Origin of the sequence: Dyella sp. BiH032 (genome assembly GCF_031954525.1) — a bacterium.
Classification (GTDB): domain Bacteria; phylum Pseudomonadota; class Gammaproteobacteria; order Xanthomonadales; family Rhodanobacteraceae; genus Dyella_D.
Genome location: NZ_CP134867.1, coordinates 2,863,967 through 2,884,434 on the forward strand (window position 1 = coordinate 2,863,967; position 20,468 = coordinate 2,884,434).

Genomic DNA, 20,468 nt, shown 5'->3' on the forward strand with positions numbered 1-20,468 from the left:
CGAGCCCCCGCGAAGACACGCGCCATGACACTTCACTGTTTTCCCGAACCCATCGAAGCCGCGATCGCCCAATGGCGGGCGGAATCGCCCGAACCCATCTGCGCCTACATCTACGACCTGCAGGCCCTGGAGCGGCACGTGCGCTGGATGCGCGAGGCCTTGCCCGACGGCTGCGAGCTCTACTACGCCGCCAAGGCCAATCCCGAAGCGCCCCTGCTGCGCACCCTCGCGCCGTGGGTGCACGGCTTCGAAGCGGCCTCGGGCGGCGAACTGCGCTGGCTGCACGAACGGCAATCAGGGCATCCGCTGCTGTTCGGCGGCCCCGGCAAGCTGGACAGCGAGCTGGCCCTGGCCGCATCGCTGCCCGCTTGCACGCTTCACGTGGAAAGCCTGGGCGAACTCGCGCGCCTGGCCGCCATCGCCGACCTATCGGATAAGCAGGTACCGGTCTTCCTGCGCATGAACATCGCCGTGCCCGGCATCAGCGACACGCGCCTCATGATGGGTGGCAAGCCCACGCCGTTCGGCATGGACGAAGGCGATCTGCCGCAGGCCGTGGCGATGCTGCGCCGGCATCCGCGACTGCGCCTGGAGGGTTTCCATTTCCATCTGATGTCCCATCAAAAGGACGCGCGCATGCAGCTGGACCTGGTGCGGGCGTATCTCGACGTCGTGCACCGGTGGAACGCCACCTACGGTCTGGACGTCGGCATGGTGAATGCCGGCGGCGGCTTCGGCGTCGACTACGCCGAGCCCGCGTCCTCGTTCGACTGGCTGCAGTTCTGCCAGGGCCTGCGCGGCGTGCTGCGCGAGCACGCGCGCGGCCTGCGCCTGCGCTTCGAGCCGGGCCGCTACGTCAGCGTGACCTGCGGCTGGTACGTGATGGAGGTGATCGACGTGAAGCGCAGCCATGGCGAGTACTTCGCTGTGGCGCGCGGCGGCACCCATCACTTCCGCACGCCGCCGGCACAGGGGCACGACCATCCGTTCCGCATCCTGCGCGGCGCGCATCCGCCGGCGATCGAAAACGAACGCGTCACCCTGGTCGGCCAGCTCTGCACGCCCAAGGACGTGCTGGCGCGCGCGCAACCCGTGCAGGCGCTGGCACCGGGGGACTGCCTGCTGTTCCCGCTCGCCGGCGCCTATGCCTGGAACATCTCGCACCAGAACTTCCTGATGCACCCGGCACCGCGCATGGTGTTTCTCGAAGCGAATGCCAGGGCGGCGTCGCCGGCATGGCCGTCGGTAGTGGCCTGACGCTCCTTCCGCGCCATCCCCGCAACCAGCCGCATGCGCGGCGGATGCGGCGGCCGGCGCTTCGCCTCAGATCGAATGGCGGTACGGGCGGCCCGCCCGGCAATCGAGGACGTCTTCCTGCGTCAGCCGTGCATAAGGACGCAGGCGCTCCACCTCGGCGACCATGGCGTCCTGCTTCTGCCGCAGCTGATCGAGCGATGAGCAGAACGCCGGCGTATGCGTGGCCTTCTGCGCGTCCGCCTCGATACCGCGCGACGCACCATCGAAACCGTGCACGATCGAGCTCAGCAGCAGGCGCGGCACGGCGAACTTGGTCAAGTGATCGGCGGTATCGAATGACATGTCCGCCAGGGCGAGCGAAGCGGCCCGGTAATCGAGGGTGGCGCCGCGCTGCGCCTCCGTCGTCGGCACGGACTCCTTCCCGATGCTCACCTGCCCATCCACCGCGATGGTCGCAGCAGGTACGCCGGCGTCACCCCGAAGCTCCAGCGGTTGCCGGTGCATGGCGGCGCGATCGTCCTTCATGTCCCGCCGGGCTGCCTTCGTACAGCCCAGCAGCAGGATCAATGCAGATAACAGCAGAATCGTTCGGACGTCCATGCATTCGAGTCCCCATCGCAGAAGCGGGCGGCGCGGCGACGGCGTATGAAGCGCCGTCGCCGCAGTGATCGATACGAACGGTGCCGAAGATAAGAAGCCCGCGATCCCTCGCCTTCTGCCAGAGGTCACGCCCGATGGGACGGTGCGCACGGCGTCTCCGCCCCTCCGCCGGCAGATCGCCTCAGTCGGCGTAATCCTCCGCATGACTCAGGTCGTCCGTCGGCCACCAATAGCGGCCGTTATCCACGGGCGTGAAGGACGTGTTCCCATCGCCCTGGCGCACCTGATAGACGTTGTTGCGCCAGACCGACCCCTGCGCCGTGCCGCCCCAGAGATTGCCGTAGAGCGGCCCCCACAGTTCGCGCAGCTCCGCGGAGAACACATTGCCCGTGACGGTCAGGTTCGTCGCGTTGTTCAGCACGCCGAAGCTGAGCGCGTAGCCGTAGCCCGAGACGTAGTTGTTGGTGAAAGTGATGTGGTCGTAGACGCCGTCGCCCTGTAGCGCCAGGGCATTGGTGTTGCCCAGCGAGGCGATCGTGTTGTGATCGATGAACATCGGCCCGCCATTGCCTTCGCTCTGCGGCCCGATGCCGTCATGGTGATAGACGTTGTGCGAGGTGTCCGCGGCATCGTGAATGTAGTTGTTGGTCCATACGGAGGGGCGATCCGCAAAGCCGGTCGTCATTTCAAGGCCGGCATTGCCCCAGATATCGTTGTGATCCATGGTGGCCACCGCTTCATCCATGGTCGTCACCAGCTGCCAGGATTGCTTGTACGGCGTGCCCGGCGTCGTATGCGCCGAAGAGACCGTACCGTCATTGCCCGGCGGCATCGCGTACGCCGCCGGCTTGAACGTCGAATACAGGAACTTGACGGCGGTGTGCGCATACAGCTGCACCAGGTTGTCGTCCGGATCCGTGCCTTCGAACAGGCAGCCGACGAAGGTCAGGTCGTCGCCGTAGATCACCACCTTGGATGCAAGGAATCGCTTGAAGGCGATGACGCTGTGGTCCGGAAAGGTCACGATGATCGGCTTCGTCGCGCTCATCCCGCTGGCGTAGTCGGTCAGGCGCCCCGGATAGGCGCCCAGGCCGAGGCCGCCGGCGTTCGCAGGCGTGTGGGCATAGCCGGTGTTGGAGAAGTCGGGCCAGTAGCCGGAGCCGTCGTTGGGACGGGCGGTCAGCGCCGTGGCCGTTGTGATGGTGGTGCGAGAGGCCGGCGCGTCGCCGCCATGCGGCATCGCGGCGGCGGACGTTCGATCCGACGATGCGTGGTGGGCGTGGGCAAGGCCTGAGGCCTGCGCGAAAACGAGGGCGGCGAATAGCTGAGTGCAAAGAACAGTGCGTGCGATCGGCATGATTTACCCCTGGGTGAATGGAGCGAGGCGGCGAACAGGCGTCGCCGCCGTCATGGAAGAACGTCATTTGCATGTGTGCCGCGGCCTGCGCGTCCCGCCGCTCCGCGGCGCCGCAAGGCGAGCGGAGGCCATGTCGCCGCGGGAGCGTCGAAGGGCCGACGCCATCGCCGGCGATCCGAACGCTCGCGACTTTCCGTCTGCAGGGGGAAAGCTTCGAAGCCGGCATGGCGTGCCACGCTGTATACCGAAGGCTCGCCCGCGAGGATGTCGACGCGTTGGCGAAACGCCATGGTGCGTCGCGGGCACGCGCTCTTCTCCGCACTCGCGCACGGTCAGGCGCATCGCCGTGATGCCTGGATTTTCCCGGCAAAAACATAAGTCCGCGCAGCGGATATCTGAACCCGCTTTGCCTTAGATAATCGCCACGCGATCCGACCCGGCGCGGACACGTGCACGACAGGTGCGAACCGCACGGGCTACCATCGGCCGTCACCGCCGTGACGCCCTTTTCACAGCTTCGGGACCTCCTCATGTTCAAAGCCACCACGCATCCGCGCCGCATGTTCCTCGGGCTGGCCATCGCCCTGGCCACCTCGCCGCTTCTGGCGTCGGATGCCGCGCCGTCGGCGGAAGTCGCCACGGGGCGCCTGTCCGGCATCCACGACGCCGGCACCGGCTTGAACGCGTTCAAGGGCATCCCGTATGCCGCCCCGCCGGTGGGGCCGCTGCGCTGGAAGCCGCCGCAGCCTGCCGTGGCCTGGAAGGACGTGCGCAAGGCCGACCACTTCGGTCCGCGCTGCATGCAGCGCCCGATCTTCAGCGACATGGTGTTCCGCTCCGACGGCATGAGCGAGGACTGCCTCTATCTCAACGTCTGGACGCCTGCCGACGGCGCGGGAAAGAAGCTGCCCGTGCTGGTGTACTTCTATGGCGGCGGCTTCATCGGCGGCGACGGCTCGGAGTCGCGTTACGACGGCGCCGCCCTTGCCCGGCGCGGCATCGTGACGGTCACGGTCAACTATCGGCTGGACGTCTTCGGCTTTCTCGCCACCCCCGCGCTCGCCGCCGAATCGCCGCGGCATGCCGCCGGCAACTACGGCCTGCTCGACCAGCATGCGGCGCTGGAATGGGTGAAGCGCAATATCGCCGCGTTCGGCGGCGATCCGGAGCAGGTCACCATCGGCGGCGAATCGGCGGGCTCCATGTCGGTCTCGGCGCAGATGGCCTCGCCCCTGTCGAAGGGACTGATGCAGCGCGCCATCGGCGAGAGCGGCTCGATGCTCGGCAACCTCAACCCGACACCGCTGGCCCAGGCCATGCGCGAAGGCGACGACTTCCAGCGCCGGGTCGGCGCGCATTCGCTGAAGGAGCTGCGTGCGATGAGCGCGCAGACGCTGCTCGATGCCGCGGGCCAGCAGGGCGTGCCCGAATTCCGCCCGGATGTCGACGGCTATTTCTTCCCTCGCCTGCCCAAGGACATCTACGCGGCCGGCGAACAGGCGCACATTCCTTTGCTGCTGGGCGCGAACTCGCAGGAAGGCAGCTACCTCAACCTGCTCGGGAAGGACCAGGCGCCGACGCCCGCCAACTATCGCGCCGCCGTGCAGAAGCTCTATGGCAAGCATGCCGGCGAGGCGCTCAAGCTCTATCCGGGCGAAACCGAAGAACAAGTCAAGGCTTCCGGCACGGCGCTCGCGGGCGACCGCTTCATTGCGTTCTCGACCTGGGCATGGATGCGCGCGCATCGCCAGACCGGCAAGTCGCCGGTCTATTACTACTATTTCACTCAGGCGCGCCCGGCCAAGCGCGACGGCAGCGCCGGCCCGGACGCCGGTGCGGTGCACAGCGGCGAGATCGAATACGCGCTGGGCAACCTGCCCGGCAATACCGTGTATGCCTGGACCGACACCGATCGCCGCGTCTCCGAACTCACGCAGGCTTACTGGGCGCAATTCATCAAGACGGGCGATCCGAACGGCCCCGGGCTGCCGCACTGGCCGGTGGCGACGGACCAGGACGGAGGGTTGTCGCGCCAGGTGATTGGCGCGGATACACGGACCATCGTCGATCGCGACGCGGCGCGTTATGAGTTCCTGCAACGCATCGAGGGCAACGACCACCTTTGAACGACGCCCCGCACACCCACGATGGTGTGCGCGGACCGCGGCCATGCCGCTTCGCGACGCACGCTTGCGTGGAGCGGCCGGACTTCGACGCCATCCATGGCATTTTCCAATGACTGAAATACGCCTGGGCCTGTGTTCTCGGCGGCGCGCGCGCACTAGGCTTTTCGCGCACCGTTCGAGGACATCCCATGACGTTACGCAAAACGCTTCTGCTCGCCAGCCTGGCCCTCGCCGCCAGCTTCGCCCTCGGCGCCAAGGAGGCTCACCCCATGACGACGCCGGTCGCCGCCATCGAAGGCACCTGGGCACTGGATTTCGCGGACGTGCAACACTCCGACGGCACGCGCGCGCACGATTACGGCGATGCGCCCAAGGGCGTGATGCAGGTCGACGCCCAGGGGCATTACACGATCTTCATCTTCAACGGCTCCCGGCCGAAGTTCGCCGCGAACGACAAGGGCCAGGGCACGCCGGAGGAGATCCGCGCCGCCTTGATGGGCACCAGCTCGCACTACGGCACCGTCGAGATGGATCCGGCGAAACACACACTGACCTTCCACATCGAAGGCTCCACCTTCCCCAACTGGGAAGGCACCACCCAGGTGCGCAGCTACATGCTCAGCGGCGACCGGCTGAGCTACAAGGTGCCACCACGGCCGAACGGCGACATCCCGTTGACGGGATGGAAGCGGTTGCCGCGCTGAGGCATACGCCGTAGGCGAGGACTACGCCCCAAAGGTCGTTCCATCGCCGCAGGCCTTCTTTCGGCACGCCTCCGATGGCCTGCTTGCCATCGGCATCTTCGCGACCCGCTACGCCACTTCGCCCATTCCGGTCAGGCGCCAGCCATCGCTGCCGGCTTCAAGCCGGAGGTCGAGCATCAGCCCATCGAGAAAAACCTGGTCGTGCGAGACCACGACCAGCGCGCCGCGGTACTGGCGCAGCATCTCTTCGACCGCCTCCACCGAGCGCAGATCCAGATGATTGGTCGGCTCGTCGAGCAGCAGCAGTTCGGCCGGATGCTCGGCGTACATCACGCAGGCGAGCGCCACCTTCAGGCGTTCCCCGCCACTGAGCCGGGCGCTCGGTTTCAGGGCCGCGTCGCCCGCCAGTCCGAGCAAGGCCAGTCGGGTACGCATGTCGGACTCCCCAGCCGCCGTATGCGCCGAAAGCAGTTGCTCCAACGCCGACGCGTCCGGATCGAGCAGGTCCAGCTGCTGATCCAGCAGGGCTGCCCGCACGTGGACATCGCAGCGTCCCTCCACCGGGCGCTCCAGCCCGGCGAGCACTTTCAGCAGTATGGACTTGCCGCCGCCGTTCGCACCCGTCACGCCGACGCGCTGCCGCCCCAGGACGATCAGGTCGAGCGGATGCCCGGCTGCGGTTCCGTACGGAAGCCGGACGCCTTCGAGCGTGGCGGCCTTGCGCTGGCCCGCCGCGGTCGTCCTGGGCGCGAGCAAAGCGATGTCGGCATCTTCCCGGACTTGCCGTGCCGCCTCCCGCACGCGCTGAGCGAGCGTCTCTCGCTGCGCATCCAGTTCAATCAGGCGCTTGCCCGCGCTGACCTGGCTGTTCTGCTTGCGTCCGCCGAGCAGGATGGCCGCCTGATTGGCCTCCTTACCCTCGCGTGTGGAACGCGCCTGCCGGCGCTGGAGACTTTCCTGCTTCGCGCGCGCCTCCGCCTCAGCTCGTCGGCGCTCGGCCTTGCTGTGCTCCAGTTCCTGTAGTGCACGCTCCTGCTCCTGAGCTCGCGCCTGCGCATAGAAAGCGTAGCCGCCGCCGTAATCGCGCAGCCCGGTAGGCGACAGCTCGATGATGCGTTGCATGTCCGACAGCAGCTCGCGATCGTGGCTGACGACCAGCAAGCCTTTGGACCACGCACGCACAGTCCGCAACAGCAGCTCGCGTTGCGTGCGATCCAGATGATTGGTCGGCTCGTCCAGGATCAGCACATCGGGTTCGGCCATCCATCCGCCCAGCAGGGCGAGACGCGTCAGCTCGCCGCCGCTCAGCGTGGTGGCCGACTGTTCCGGCGCGAGGTCACCGAGGCCGTGCTCTTGGAGCAGCTCAGCCACGCGCTGCCGCAGGTTCCAGCGCTCGGCCACGGCGTCGAAATCCGCGGCATCCACGCTTCCCGCCTCGATGCGATCCAGCGCATCCAGCGCCGCGCGCACGCCGAGCACCGAGGCCACGGTGGCGCCCGGCGGGCAGGACACGAGCTGCGGCACGTAATGCACGCTGCCCATGCGCTGGCATCGCCCTTCGGTGGGTTCGAGCTGCCCGGCGAGCAACTGCGCCAGCACGCTCTTGCCCACGCCATTGCGCCCGACCAGGCCGGTGTGGCGCCGATCGAGTTGAACGTCGAGATCGGAGAAAAGGCGCCGGCCGTCAGGCCAGGCAAACGCCGCGCGCTGCAGCGTCAACAAGGATTCCATCATGCTTGCTCCCGTGATGTCGCACATCGCCTCCATCGCTATGGACGGAGTCGAACGGTCGTCGAAACGACGGCATCACAGGCGCATGGGACGATCACTCGCAGAGCGGATGGGGCGCGAATGATAGCGCAAGGCGGCAGCCCTGGTTCGTGCAACGACAGGTGCCCGCGTCAGCGGCTGGCGACCTGGGCTTGCAAGTTCTCCTGCTGGGCCTGCTGGGCTTGCGCTGCCTGGGACACCTGCGCCTGCTGCGCGGCCTGATGGTAAGCCGCCGAACTCACCGGCAAGGGGGTGTTGAGCGCCTGGACGGTCGGTACCTCGGCGTACGTGCGGCCCGGCGCCCCATAGACGTACATCGTGGAAGCGTCGTTCGCGTTCGGCGCCACACCCTCGGCGCGGGTGATGCCCTGGGCGACCGCCGCCACCGTCAGCATGCCCGCGAGGTTGCTGCTCTGCTCGTTGGGCACGCGCCCGTACTGCGCATCCATCGCGTGGACGTGGCCGCGAATCTGGTTGAACAAGCCATGGCCCGGGTGAGCGGCATCGGCGAAGCTGGCGGTTTGAGCGGCTTGAAAACCAGATGTCGCCTGGCTGGCAGCCGGCTTGTCGGGCACCAAGGCCGGGGCCTTGCCTTCGACCTGGAGTGTTCCGGGCAACTGCGCGCCCGGCAACGCCTTGGAGAGGTACAGGTTGTACATCGCGTCCACAACCCGGTACTGGTCGCCATGCGTCGCCGCGATCCGGAGCGCGAACACCTTCGAGGGGTCGTCCTGCGGCTGCCCCGACTGGATCCACGGCTGGGCATCCGCCGGCCATGGAGCGGCCTGGCGTACATCCCGTTGCAGTTGCTGCATCTGCTCTTCCGTCAACACCAGGGACAGTTTCTGTCCCGGCTTGATGTCCAGCTCGTTGGCGCCGGGAATCGGCAGGCATTGCAGGTAAGGGATGTTCTGTTCGTTCGCGTCGAAAGTGAAAACATAACGGCGCTCGGACAGCAGCTCTTGGCCCTTGTCGTCGAACTTCGACTGGATGGACAGCGGGACGCCGGAGTCGTAGTGGATCTTCTGCGTCATCGATCGCAGCGTCCCATCGGGACGTCGGGTCACCTCCACGTCGCCGGTGTTCTTCTGCAGCTCGGCGTTCTCTTCGAGCTTGCTCACCTTCAGGCCCAGCTGCGTGGCCGACGAATAGCTCAGGCGCTCGACCACGGCCACGTCCGGAACCCCGGGACCCGGCTGGTCCGGCAACCCGCCCAGCCCGAGGAACTGGTTGTACGCGGCCTGCCCCTCCGGCGTGGAAAGATCGAACTCCGCGGTCTTCAACTGCTGGTTGTAATCGAGCTTGTCTTCCCTGCCGAGCATGACGCTGGCGTCGTCGAAGACCACACCGAACCCGCCGTAATTGGCCACCGCTTCTTTCGGCCCGGTCACCACGCGGACGACATGGTCGGACTTCTTCTCGATCGCGACGACGCTCCCTTCCTCCACCGACTGGCGCGACTCGAGCGCCACGTGGTTGAACGCCCCGCTCACCTTGGTTTTCTGGATGACCGAGCCGTCGAGCGACACCTTGGAGCCGACGGGCATCGTGGCCGGGTCGTACGGGCTGACGGTAGTGGGATCCAGACGCTGGGCTGCGTCCTTGGGGACGACGACGTTGTAGCTGACCTTCACGCCTTCCGCGTGCTCGGTCTTGACTTGGGCCTGCTTGACGTCCAACCCGGCCTTCACCGTGGTGACGACCTCGCTGGTGGCTTTCCAGCTCACGTTGTCGCCGTCGGCTTTCTGCTCGATCGAATCGGTGCTGCTCGCGCCGACGGAGAAAGTCACACCTACCCCCGCCACCGTCTCCTTGTGTTCCGCAGCCACGTCGAAGCTGACTTTGCCTCCTTGCTGGCCGGACTTGAGGTCGGCTTTCGTCTTGGTCTCCATGCCGGACGCTTCCCTTTGCTGGTCGAACGAACTTAAGGATCGCGAAAGGTTAAACGTTTGCGGATGCCCGTGTGTGAAGGCATCCGGGATGCCGGCGAAGAGTTGTCGGCGAGACGTGATCACGGTCACGACGACGCGGTACGGAGCCTCCTCATGGGCTCGGCGCGGCGCGATTCCTTGCTACCAACAGCGAAAAAAGAAGCCGGTGGGCGACGCGCGCCCACCGGCTTCCCTGACTCGCTTCCCTGCTTCCGCACCGCCACGGCGGCGGTGCGGAAATCACGGCCTTACGGAGTCCACGTGGCCTTGAGCGTCACGCCTGAGTAGGACGTGTAGCCGCGCACCATCACGTAGTACGTACCCGTCGACGGCACCGAGAAGCTGCAGCTTTCGTTGTTGCCGTTGAGGTACGGACGGCAGTTGTAGCTGCTGGTGGTCGGTGCGGAGCCGAACTTCACGTACAGGTCCGCGTCGCCGGTGCCGCCGGAGATCGAGATCACCAGGTTGCTGGCGCCGGCCGGGATGGCCACCGTGTAGTTCTTCGCGGAGCCGGACGCGCCGGACAGGCCGGTGACCGGCACGCCATTCTGCAGCGCCGTGCCGCCACCGCCGCCGCCCGAGCAGCTCACGCCGACCGCGGTGAAGGCTGCGGTGACGTCGGCCTTGGTGTAGCCCTTGTCGACTGCCGCCTTCTCCACGCCACAGGCGCCGTCGTTGAAGTTCGAGGTGGCCGTCCAGTACACCGCGTTGGCGCCCTCGAACACCTCGAACGCCTTCCGGGTATTCCAGCCGGAGGTCTTGGCCAGCGTGCAGAACGCCTTGTTGTAGACGCCGCTCGAGTAATGGACATCCAGGCCGTTGTAGTAGTCGGACGCGTTGTCGATCGAGGCGCCGTCCTGGGTGGGATTGCACATATAGCGCAACGCGCCGCTGCTGGACTTGAAGATCTCCGCGCCGACCAGCCAGTCGTTGTTGCCGTTGCGGTCGAAGTACTCCGCCGCCTCGCCGGCCATGTCCGAGAAGGCCTCGTTCATACCGCCGGACTGGCCGCTGTACTGCAGGTTGGAGTGCTGTTCGGTGAAGCCATGGCTGATTTCATGGCCGGTCACGTCCAGCGACACCAGCGGATAGAAGGTGCTGGCACCGTCGCCGAAGGTCATCGAGCTGCCGTCCCAGAAGGCGTTCTCGTAGCTGTTGCCGTAGTGCACCTTCATCACCAGCACCTGGTTGAGCGGCGGCGCGCCGAACCAGCTCTGGTACAGGTCGTGCACTACGCCGCCGAAATGATGGGCGTCATTGATCGGCGCATAGGCGCCGTTGACGTCGGCCTCGTCGCTGTTCGAGCAGGTGAAGCTCCACAACGTGCCCGAGCCACTGGTGGCATGGTTCATGTTGTAGGTCTTCACGTACGTGTTCTGGAACGTGCAGGTGCTGCCCGACTGCGTGACGTTGAGGTACGGATACTCCGTGCCGTAGTGGTACATGCCGGTCTTGGCATTACCGCCCGGGCCGGTCGCATTGGCGTTGGTCAGGCCCTCCCACTGCTCGATGACCTGCCCGGTGTTGGCGTCGACGATCGCCGTGGGCCGCGAGGGCTTGGGGCTGTCGACGACATACGAGGTCAGATAGACCAGCCGCGCGCGGCCGCTTGCGTCCTGATAGACGTACAGGTCGGCGCGCTCATTGCGCGGCGCTTGCGCCGTGGTAGGCAGGAAACCCTTGGTGGCGCGCAGCGAGGAAAGCGCCTGTGCCGTGCTGAGTCGCGGCGTTACCGAACTCAGGTCGACCTGGGCGTTCTGCAGCAGCGGGCCGTCCGCCGTCAGCGCATTGCCGCCGGCATCCTGCTCGACCGCGATGCTGCGGCCGTAGACCGGCACGCCCTTGTAGTACTGCTGCATGCGCACCACTTGCGTGCCGCGCACCGTCTTCACCGCCTGGCGGGCGACGAAGCTGTTGTCGGCGCTCAGCCCCAGGCGCGCCGCCAGCTGACTGCTCGGTGCGGCACCCAGGCTCTGTGCGCGCAGGTTCTTCACTTCAGCCGCGTGCGCGGCCGTGACACCGATCATTCCCACGAGTGCCAGCCACAGGCCGGCATGCTTGTGCCCCGTCTTTGCATTCTTCATTTGCGGTGTTCTCCATGATGATGGGAAACCGCCGGGCAACGCCTAACACTCCCCAAAACAGAGGCATTACTTGTGAACCCCAATTGCAGACAAGCCGCCCCTCTCTCGCCTGGCGGAAGACCAGGCAAGAACCTACGCCGCCCCGGCGATGCAGTTACGTGCGATCGAATGAACTTGAAGCATGAAGCGCCGCCGGGCCCCCGCCTGGCGACTCTCCGACGCTAGCCGCGATTTCGTCAACGGAACGTGACTATTTGCGGTATACGCAAGGAAATGCGAACTGCATCATTAATTCTTGTGGTTTGCTTAGTTCGACGCCCAAACCTAGGGAACACCCCTATGGACAGGCTTCCATGACCCAGTCTGTTCTCGCCCGCTAGACGCGTGCGGCACGCCGCCAGACCAACCATGCATGCGGTCTTTACCGGCGACGAAGGCGCAACCATGGAACCGATGCTCGGCATGCGTACCGCGGCTGTGCTGTTGACACTGACTGCGCTGGGCGGCCTGGTGATGGCCGGCATGCGGTGGTCAGGCAAACCGCATCCGCCGGCCTGGCTCGCCATGGCGCACGGCTTCATCGCCGGCGCCGCGGTTACCCTGCTGATCTACGACTACTTCACCGTCGGCCTGCCGCCGATGGCGCAATGGAGCCTGCTGCTGTTCCTGATCGCCACGGGCGGCGGCGTGGTGTTGAACCTCAACTACCACTGGAAACGCGTGCGTTTGCCCAATGGGCTGATGGTGGTGCATGCATTGGTGGCCGTCACCGGTTTCGTCTTGCTGCTGCTGGCAGTGTGGCCTTGAGTCCACACTGCGCAGCCGGCCTCTTTCACTAAGAAGCTGGCGATCACGGAACGGCATGGATCTGCGTGAAGATCACCTGCCAGCGCCCGTTGCGTTTCGCCCAGACGTCGACGAAGCGCCCGCGGAAGGTGAACTCTTTCCCTTGGCTGACACCCTTGGCGTCCACCAGGCCGGCGAGCACCGCGCCATCCGACCAGACTTTGCTCACCTGGTCGTGCACGTCGACGGAGAGGGTCTTGTTTCCCGGCGCCGTCTGCTCGGCGATGAACTCCGCCTTCGTCTGGTTCTTGCCGCTGGTGCCGGCCAGCGTGTAGTCGTCGGCCAGCACGCGCTCCAGCGCTTTCCGGTCGGCCTTGAATTGTGCGAGGTCGTAAGCCGTCGCCGCGTCGGCGAGGTCCTTGGGCAGGCCGCTGTAGTCGCCGATCTCCTTGTCCGCATGCGCCGAGGTGGCGATCAGGGCCGCCAGCGCGGCCGCATACCAGGGTGATAACCGCATAACCCCTCCGGAACGAGTTGGTTTCGGGAAACTGCCGGGCATCGCGCGTGGAGCGCTGGGATTGGACTCCTGCGCCAGCCCGCTGGATATGGGCCGGAAGTCATTGCGCCCATGCACTGGCTTCCGGATAAAAACCTGCGCGCTATAGCCTTGCCCACGCCCGAGCCTGCGACGCTATGGCGCACTCCCGCCTGATCCAGATCAGCAGCGGCCGGTGCGGTGAGCTCTAGCCTTCCGGCATGCCTGTCGTTTCCTCTTCTGGCCATCCGCGAACATGGTGGCGCGTCCTCGGCTTCGGCCTGCTGCTGCCGCTATGTCCGGGCACGCTTTCCGCCGCCGAAGTGACCGCCGCCGGCGCCGATGCCACATTCCGCCAGCACATCGCCGCATGCACGTCCTGCCACGGCGAACACGGCGAGGGCGCGGCCGATGCCGCGCCACGCCTCGCCGGCAAGCCTGCGGCTTACCTTGCGCTGCAACTGCGCTACTTCCAGGACGGCCAGCGCAAGCACGCGACGATGGCCTACATGGTTCGCTATCTCGACGCCGACTATATGCGCGAGATGGCCGAATACTTCGCCCACCAGAACGTGCCTTATGCGCACATCGCCGCGCCCGCGCTGACCGACGACGCGCGGCGGCGCGGAGAGCAGCTGGCCCATCGCGGCGACGCCACGCGCGGCGTGCCCTCCTGCGCGAGCTGCCACGGCAACCGGCTCGGCGGCGTGCAGCCTATGATCCCGAGCTTGAACGGCCTTTCCGCCGAATACATCCAGGCCCAGCTCGACGCGTGGCGCGCGCAGCGGCGCGGCGCCCGCGAACCGGATTGCATGGCGGTGGTCGCCAACCGCATGCAGGCCACCGACGTACAGGCGATATCGGGTTGGCTGGCCTCGCGCGAAATGGCGACGACAGCGGAGCCGCCGGAAGAACGGGTGCCGGAGCCTTTGCCGGGTTGGTGCCGGTTGGAAGTGGACCGCATTCCCGGATGAATGCCAGGCGACGCCGCTCCTTCAAGGCGCGGCGTCCACCGACGCGACATGCAACCGGAGAATCCTGCGCAACTCCAGGATCGCCGCCGGCGTCTCCTGCACGCTGTGCCACGATGGCACCGCCAGTTCCGACTCGGCGCCATCCAGATGCGCGCTCTTGTACGGCACCACGCCGTCGCTGCTGTCGGCCAGCGGGCCCGGCGGCGTGTAGACGCCGACGATGGTGTGATAGCGCACCTGCGGCGACACCGGCAGGTCCGCCGCCGCGACGACGAAAGGATCGGCGTCACTGAGGTTGTCGATGCTGTTGGGAATGCGCACGGGCTTGCCGCCGTCGCCATCCTCCTTCAGCAGATCGGCGACGCTGGCCACTTCCTTGAGCACGTTGGCCGGCAGGCGGATCAGGTTGCCGATCCAGCGGGCCAGCGTGTTCTGTGCATACGGCGTACCGCGCTGCGGCGAGGCCAGGAACACGGCGCGTGTCACCTGCGGCATGGGCGTGAACTGCAGATAGGGCGCGAGGCGTTCGCGCAGGCGGGCCTGCTTCGCCGCCGACAGATTCGCGCGCGGCGGCATCAGGCTCCACAGCCGGTCCCCGCTGGAGGACACCAGCAGGCGGGCGATGACGCCGCCCATGCTGTGCCCGATCAGCACCACGTTCTTCGACGCGCGCGCCTCGCCGCCCGGATCGAAATGCTTGAACGTGGCATCCAGCGCCTTGCGGATGTTGGCGAGATTGACCGCGATGGGCGCGTTGGTCGGGTAGTAGATCTCCCATACCTGGTAATGGCGGCGCAGGTCCTCGTCGCCCATCACTTCGTTGGACACGTTGATCCACGCTTCCGGGCTGCTGGCCAGGCCGTGCAGCATGATCACCGTCATGCGATCCGGATCGTACGGCTGCATCAGCAGCACGCGCGGCGTCTTGATACCGCCTTCCCGGCCCAGCAGCGAGCGGATCGACTGGCTCGCGAAGCCGGACCGCGCCAGCCACACACCGTAAGCCGCGGTGAAGTTGCCGGCGAGCGGCACCGTGCGACCGGCCACCTTCACCGAATCGACGCGGTAGGGGTCCTCGACCAGGACTTTGGCCTGGCGCGTCGCCAGCACGTCCTCCAGGCTGGTCCCGTCGAACAGGATCGCACCGGTCATCGACATGTAGTCCGGATCGCGCCAGGGCACGTCCCTGCCGGTCATGCCCGCGCTGGCGCCATCCTGTCCTGGTGCATCGGGCGGCGCCACGGCGACGAACTCGGAGCCGAAACCATCGCGGCGATAGACGTTGCGCAGGCCATTGAAGCGCAGCACGGAAGCGGGGATCAGTTCCGAAGGCTCGGGGGCGTCCGGGTCCCAGCGCGTATCCGTCCCGGCGCGCGCGACGCTCCAGCCGGCCAGGTCGATATGCGTCCACTGGGGGTCCAGCCGCGGGATCTCCGCGAAAAACCGCGCCATCGCCCGCTGCACCGCGAAGTTATAGAAACCGATCACCTGCACCTGGCGCAGTTCGAAGGAGCGCTCCGACGGTTGGCGTTTCGTATAGAACAGATAGGCATACGCATACCGCCCCGCTTGCATGTAGGCATCGAGCGCTTCGTCGCTCATCCGCCCGTCCCCGGTCTTCCCGTCGGCGCGGATGGCGCGTTCCAGCCATAGCTCGGCAAGCGCGGAAAGCCGCTGTTCCTCGTTGAGGCCCGGCGAGTGCAGCACGGTGTCGACGCAAGCGGGAAACGCACGCTCGCAGTCGCGGGCGGTCAACGCCACCACGTTGAGCGATTGCACGCTCTGGTCGCCCAGCCGGCCCGCGCTGATCACGTCGCCGCGCTGCTCGCTGAAGGAGTCGTGCGCGTTGATGCGGCTGACGCCCACCATGGCACAGCCGTTGAGGCACAACAGGATCGCCAGCAAGGCGAATCGCACGATCGAGGCTTGGCTTCCGTGTCTCATCCGTAGGCGCCGGGGTTGCCTCGAAGCGAGGCGGGAATGTGCCGGATTTTGTCACAAGAGGCTGGTCGGCCCGGTACATCGCCGCGCAACCGATCCGGCGCCGCCTCGCCGGAGGTGGCGGCGCGATACATCCCGGGCGCCGGTCCAGGCCGCCAACTTCGGTGGTCTTCAAAGCCGCCCGAACGGCCCGGTCGGCACGCTCACGTCCCACGCGAGCTCCGTGATGGCGTTGATCGCCGGCATCGTCAGGCATCCCAGCACCACCACGGCAACCGCCAGCAGCCAAAGGTGCTTGCGCAACCACAGAAACGCTCCGACCAGCAGTGCCGCATACAGCAGATACCAGAACGGCATCTGGAACATCGCGGCATAGCCGGCAGCGCCCTCGAAATTCGAGATGTGCCTGTAAGCCACGTAGGCCGTGGCTGACCAGACGGCCAACGAGATGCAGGCGAAAAGACCGCCGATGGCATACAGCACGGAAAGAAGGCAGCTGGTGAATTTCCTTTTCATGGAGCTCCCAGAGTGCGACGGGCACACGAGGCGATGGCGCGGGTCGACGCCATCGACCCTCCTTGCGACGGAGAGAGGGAGGCTTGGCAGCCTTCCGCTCCGCACCTCCCCGTAATTTACGGCATCCACATCGCCACGTCGGATGGCAACGGGGCCTTCAGTCCGGAGGATCTCACCGAAGAGCGAACCTGCCGTTGGCTCATGATGTTTCTCTCCTTGACCGCGCTTCTCCGAACTAAAGGCAGTGAGAGGCGCCGCCACGCAACGTCAATCGATGTCGCCGGATTACCGCAGGCCGACAACTTCCGCCCAATCGATCGCGCACGTTCGCCACTTGCTTAGGCATTGCTTTCCGCGACGTACCGCCCTGGCCGTATGGTCGATGGCGACCCCGAACGTATGCGCTTATCGTGCGCGGCACGCCTAGGCCAGATCGCCTAGGCGTACTTGCGCGAACGCTCATCGGCCACGCCGCCACAGCGTTCTACAGGGGCGCCGGTCACCTATCGATAACGAACGGGAGACCCAGTGCTATGAAAATCCGCTTGCTCGTCGCCATGTGCGCCATGGCCTTCGCCACCTGCGCCTGGAGCGCGACGCCAGTCACTTTCAAGTTGCAGCGAGGTGGCACCACCGTTCCGGCCACCACCCCGCTGGGCGGCGCGCCGCTGGCCAGCGTGGAGCAAGATCCTGCGATGGCTGCCGGCGATGCCGATTCGGGCGACGGCGATGCCCTCGGCCCGCGGCCGGTGGTGAACCGCACCATCACGCATGGGCACGCCGGCAGCGTCAGCGTAGGCAATGCCAAGCGCGCCAAATCCAACCCCGAATTGCTCGGCGGCTTCGACGGGCTGAACTTCCACGACCAGCGCTATGCCAACGGCGGCAACCAGTTCTCGGTGGAACCGCCGGACCAGGGCCTGTGCGCCGGCAATGGCTATGTCCTGGAAAGCGTCAATGACGTGCTGGCGATCTACGACAGGCGCGGCAACAAGCTGGTCGGCCCGGTGGACCTCAACACGTTCTACGGCTATCCGCCGGCGATCAACCGCACCACCGGCGCCTATGGCCCGAGCATCACCGATCCCACCTGCTACTACGACGCCGGCACGCAACGCTGGTTCCACGTCGTACTGACACTGGACCGCATCGGCACCTCGTCGGCGCTGTCGGGCGCCAACCACCTGGACATCGCGGTCAGCCAGACCGCCAACCCCACTGGGGCCTGGACCATCTATCGCCTGCCGGTACAGAACAACGGCACGCAAGGCACGCCGGACCACGGGTGCGCGGGCGGCTTCTGCCTGGGTGACTATCCGCACATCGGCGCCGACTCGCATGCGATCTTCCTGACCACCAACGAGTTCGCACTGTTCGACGACGGCTTCTACGGCGCGCAGATCTATGCCATCTCCAAGCAGGCGCTGGCGTCGGGCGCGGCCGCACCCAATGTCGCGATGTTCAATGCCGGTGATCCCAGCGTGCCCGCGCCGGCATTTACGGTCTGGCCGGCCATCTCGTCCGGCAACCAGTACGTCACGACCAACGGCGGCACCGAATACCTGCTCAGTTCGGATGCGGTCTTCTACGAATCCGGTACGTCCAACACGCTGTGGCTATGGTCGGTGACGAACACCCAGGCGATCGACGCCGCGCCCGGCGCCCTGGCCTTGAACGTCGCGCCCGTCGCCGTGCAGACCTATGCCGTGCCGAGCAGCCTCGTTCACCAGAAGCCCGGCAGCACGCCGCTGCGCGACTGCTTCGCCCTGACCGGTTGTGCACCGACGTATCTCGGCTATCCGAACTTCGTCTATCCCGCCCCGCGCGACCTGGCCGTCAACGACTCGCGCATGCAACAGGTGAGCTATGCCAACGGCAAGCTCTGGGGCACGCTGGACACCGACGTGACGCTGGGCGACGGCAGCCACGGCTCGGGTGTCAATTACTTCGTGATCAACCCGGGTTCGCGCAGCGTCTCGGTCAACGGCACGCTCGCCCTGCCCGACACCAACCTGACCTACGGCGCCGCTGCCGTCACGCAGAGCGGGCGCGGCGTGATCGCCTTCACCGTGGTCGGGCCGAACGATCATCCCAGCGCCGGCTACGCCAGCCTGGATGCGAAGCTGGGTGCCGGCGACGTGCATATCGCCGCCGCCGGTGCCGGCCCCTGGGACGGCTTCACGGGCATCCCTTACCTTGGCGGCGGACGGCCGCGCTGGGGCGACTACGGCGCGGCGGCAGCCGATGGCAACACGATCTGGCTCGCCTCCGAATACATCGCGCAGACCTGCACCTTGGCACAGTACCTGACGCCGCCGCTGTTCCAATGCGGCGGAACACGCGGGGCACTGGGTAACTGGGCCACGCGGATTTCGGCGATCGGACTCTGAGCTGAAGAGCAACGCACAGCGGGCGCGACGAGCCTGGCTCGTCGCGCCCTTTCTTATCTGGTCCGGCGGAGCGCGAGCCTGGCCACGCCACGCTCTCCGCCTGACTACTTCAACGAGTCGGCCACGACCTTCGACCAGGCCTCAAAGGACTCCGCCACCCAATGGTTGCCGGGCTTGAGCGACGCGGTGTCGTAGCGCCTGGCCTTGCCGCCGTACCAGTTGAACCAACCCTGGCCCGGGACGTTCACGAGCGGCACGTCGAATTCCTTGATGACGAACCAGGCATCGGGCGGAAAATCCGCCTTTGCCGGCAGGTCAGGCTTGCTCATGGGCGACATTCCTTTGCATGGATCGGCGCGTATTGAAGGCGAATACGCGCGCGCCGTCGAGCGTGCGAACTGCCGGCGAGCCGCCCGTGAACGCGCCATCCACACCCCGTTGACTTCCTCCCCCGCCGCCCCGCCGCACGATACCCACGCCCCACGGCGCGAGGACACCGGCATGACATCGCCATGGCGCAAGTTCGCCACCATCGCCCGCTCGACGGCGAACAGCTTCGGCGACGATGAGCTGATGACGCGCGCGGCGGCGCTGGCTTTCTATACCGCCTTGTCGCTCGCGCCCCTGCTGCTGTTCCTGGTGTGGGCGATCTCCATCGTGGAACCCGCCTGGCTGGACCGCTTCCTGGGCATGCTCGCCGGCATCATGGGCAGCCGCGCGGCGCTGACCCTGAGAGACATCGTCACCTCCGCACGCCGCCACACCTATGCCGGCAACGCCGCGACGATCGTAGGTGTAGCGGTCACGGTGTTCAGCGCGTCGGCCGTGTTCGCGCAGCTGCAGGGCACACTCAACCGCGTGTGGCACGTCAAGCCCAAGCCCGGCGCCGCCATCGGCACCTGGCTGCGTGCGCGGGCGCATGCGCTCTCGCTCATGATGGGCGTCGGCTTCCTGCTGGTGATCTCGTTCGTCGTCAGTTCGTTCGTCGAGTCCTTCGTCACCGGCACCTCGCCGCTGTGGAAAGGCGTGGAGGTGGCCTTGGGCGCGCTCACGCTCTTCGCGGCCTTCTGCGCCATGTACAAGGTGCTGCCGGACGCGGCCGTCGACTGGTCCGACGTGGTCCTGGGCGCGCTGATCACCAGCCTGTTGTTCGTGCTGGGCCGGTACGCGATCAACTTCTACGTGGCGCGCGCGAATGTCGGCGGCGCCTACGGCTCGGCCGCCGGCTTCATCATCCTGCTGACATGGGCCTACTACTCGGCGCTGGTGGTACTGATCGGCGCATCGCTGACGCGTGCCGTGGCCGATGCGCTGGGGAAGCCGATCGAGCCGAGCGAGCACGCGGTGGAAATCACCAAAGGGCCGGTCGAGCGGAAGGATTTGCCGCGGAAGGCATCTCGCTGAAGAGCGCAGGGCATGAGTGACGAATGGCGCGCAGCGACCTCCTTGAAGAGGTCGCTGCCTTGCCAACCACTCGCCCGGCCACCTCCCGGGCGA

At 66.5% G+C, this 20,468-nt stretch carries 16 protein-coding genes; 7 read left to right on the plus strand and 9 right to left on the minus strand.

The window, feature by feature from the left end:
- Positions 1–24 precede the first annotated feature (24 nt).
- On the plus strand, positions 25–1,257 hold the full coding sequence (locus RKE25_RS12780) for a type III PLP-dependent enzyme (RefSeq protein WP_311838484.1): 1,233 nt from the start codon (positions 25–27) through the stop codon (positions 1,255–1,257).
- Between the two features lie 66 nt (positions 1,258–1,323).
- Here RKE25_RS12780 and RKE25_RS12785 read toward each other — a convergent pair whose 3' ends face one another.
- Complete coding sequence (locus RKE25_RS12785) at positions 1,324–1,857, minus strand: hypothetical protein (RefSeq protein ID WP_311838485.1); 534 nt, start codon at positions 1,855–1,857, stop codon at positions 1,324–1,326.
- Between the two features lie 181 nt (positions 1,858–2,038).
- Positions 2,039–3,214 carry a hypothetical protein gene (locus RKE25_RS12790; RefSeq protein ID WP_311838486.1) on the minus strand — a complete coding sequence of 392 codons (1,176 nt, stop codon included), beginning with the start codon at positions 3,212–3,214 and terminating at the stop codon, positions 2,039–2,041.
- Between the two features lie 530 nt (positions 3,215–3,744).
- Here RKE25_RS12790 and RKE25_RS12795 point away from each other — a divergent pair.
- Positions 3,745–5,340, plus strand: a complete 1,596-nt coding sequence (locus tag RKE25_RS12795) for a carboxylesterase family protein (protein WP_311838487.1) — start codon at positions 3,745–3,747, stop codon at positions 5,338–5,340.
- 188 nt (positions 5,341–5,528) lie between these two features.
- Entirely contained in the window at positions 5,529–6,044 is a 516-nt protein-coding gene (locus tag RKE25_RS12800) for a lipocalin-like domain-containing protein (RefSeq protein ID WP_311838488.1), read from the plus strand.
- A gap of 108 nt (positions 6,045–6,152) precedes the next feature.
- On the opposite strand, the gene RKE25_RS12805 is transcribed toward RKE25_RS12800, so the two are convergent.
- From RKE25_RS12805 to RKE25_RS12815, 3 genes are all read right to left on the minus strand, one after another.
- On the minus strand, positions 6,153–7,778 hold the full coding sequence (locus tag RKE25_RS12805) for an ATP-binding cassette domain-containing protein (RefSeq protein ID WP_311838489.1): 1,626 nt from the start codon (positions 7,776–7,778) through the stop codon (positions 6,153–6,155).
- 167 nt (positions 7,779–7,945) lie between these two features.
- Entirely contained in the window at positions 7,946–9,835 is a 1,890-nt protein-coding gene (locus RKE25_RS12810; protein WP_311838490.1) for an XVIPCD domain-containing protein, read from the minus strand.
- 158 nt (positions 9,836–9,993) lie between these two features.
- Positions 9,994–11,829 carry a M4 family metallopeptidase gene (locus RKE25_RS12815; protein WP_311838491.1) on the minus strand — a complete coding sequence of 612 codons (1,836 nt, stop codon included), beginning with the start codon at positions 11,827–11,829 and terminating at the stop codon, positions 9,994–9,996.
- Between the two features lie 444 nt (positions 11,830–12,273).
- Between RKE25_RS12815 and RKE25_RS12820 the strand changes: the two genes are divergently transcribed.
- Positions 12,274–12,636, plus strand: coding sequence for a hypothetical protein (locus tag RKE25_RS12820; RefSeq protein ID WP_311838492.1), 363 nt, complete (start codon positions 12,274–12,276; stop codon positions 12,634–12,636).
- Positions 12,637–12,679: 43 nt separating this feature from the next.
- On the opposite strand, the gene RKE25_RS12825 is transcribed toward RKE25_RS12820, so the two are convergent.
- Positions 12,680–13,132: a nuclear transport factor 2 family protein gene (locus RKE25_RS12825; protein ID WP_311838493.1), complete on the minus strand. Its 453-nt coding sequence runs from the start codon at positions 13,130–13,132 to the stop codon at positions 12,680–12,682.
- 239 nt (positions 13,133–13,371) lie between these two features.
- Between RKE25_RS12825 and RKE25_RS12830 the strand changes: the two genes are divergently transcribed.
- Positions 13,372–14,124, plus strand: a complete 753-nt coding sequence (locus RKE25_RS12830; RefSeq protein WP_311838494.1) for a c-type cytochrome — start codon at positions 13,372–13,374, stop codon at positions 14,122–14,124.
- 21 nt (positions 14,125–14,145) lie between these two features.
- Here RKE25_RS12830 and RKE25_RS12835 read toward each other — a convergent pair whose 3' ends face one another.
- Both RKE25_RS12835 and RKE25_RS12840 read right to left on the minus strand, forming a co-directional pair.
- On the minus strand, positions 14,146–16,041 hold the full coding sequence (locus RKE25_RS12835; RefSeq protein ID WP_311838495.1) for an alpha/beta fold hydrolase: 1,896 nt from the start codon (positions 16,039–16,041) through the stop codon (positions 14,146–14,148).
- Positions 16,042–16,236: 195 nt separating this feature from the next.
- Positions 16,237–16,581 carry a hypothetical protein gene (locus RKE25_RS12840; RefSeq protein WP_311838496.1) on the minus strand — a complete coding sequence of 115 codons (345 nt, stop codon included), beginning with the start codon at positions 16,579–16,581 and terminating at the stop codon, positions 16,237–16,239.
- Between the two features lie 533 nt (positions 16,582–17,114).
- Between RKE25_RS12840 and RKE25_RS12845 the strand changes: the two genes are divergently transcribed.
- Positions 17,115–18,971: a hypothetical protein gene (locus RKE25_RS12845; RefSeq protein WP_311838497.1), complete on the plus strand. Its 1,857-nt coding sequence runs from the start codon at positions 17,115–17,117 to the stop codon at positions 18,969–18,971.
- 104 nt (positions 18,972–19,075) lie between these two features.
- On the opposite strand, the gene RKE25_RS12850 is transcribed toward RKE25_RS12845, so the two are convergent.
- Positions 19,076–19,300: a hypothetical protein gene (locus RKE25_RS12850; protein ID WP_311838498.1), complete on the minus strand. Its 225-nt coding sequence runs from the start codon at positions 19,298–19,300 to the stop codon at positions 19,076–19,078.
- Between the two features lie 172 nt (positions 19,301–19,472).
- Between RKE25_RS12850 and RKE25_RS12855 the strand changes: the two genes are divergently transcribed.
- Positions 19,473–20,375 (plus strand): YihY/virulence factor BrkB family protein, encoded by a 903-nt coding sequence (locus tag RKE25_RS12855; RefSeq protein ID WP_311838499.1) that lies wholly within the window; start codon positions 19,473–19,475, stop codon positions 20,373–20,375.
- Positions 20,376–20,468: the final 93 nt, after the last annotated feature.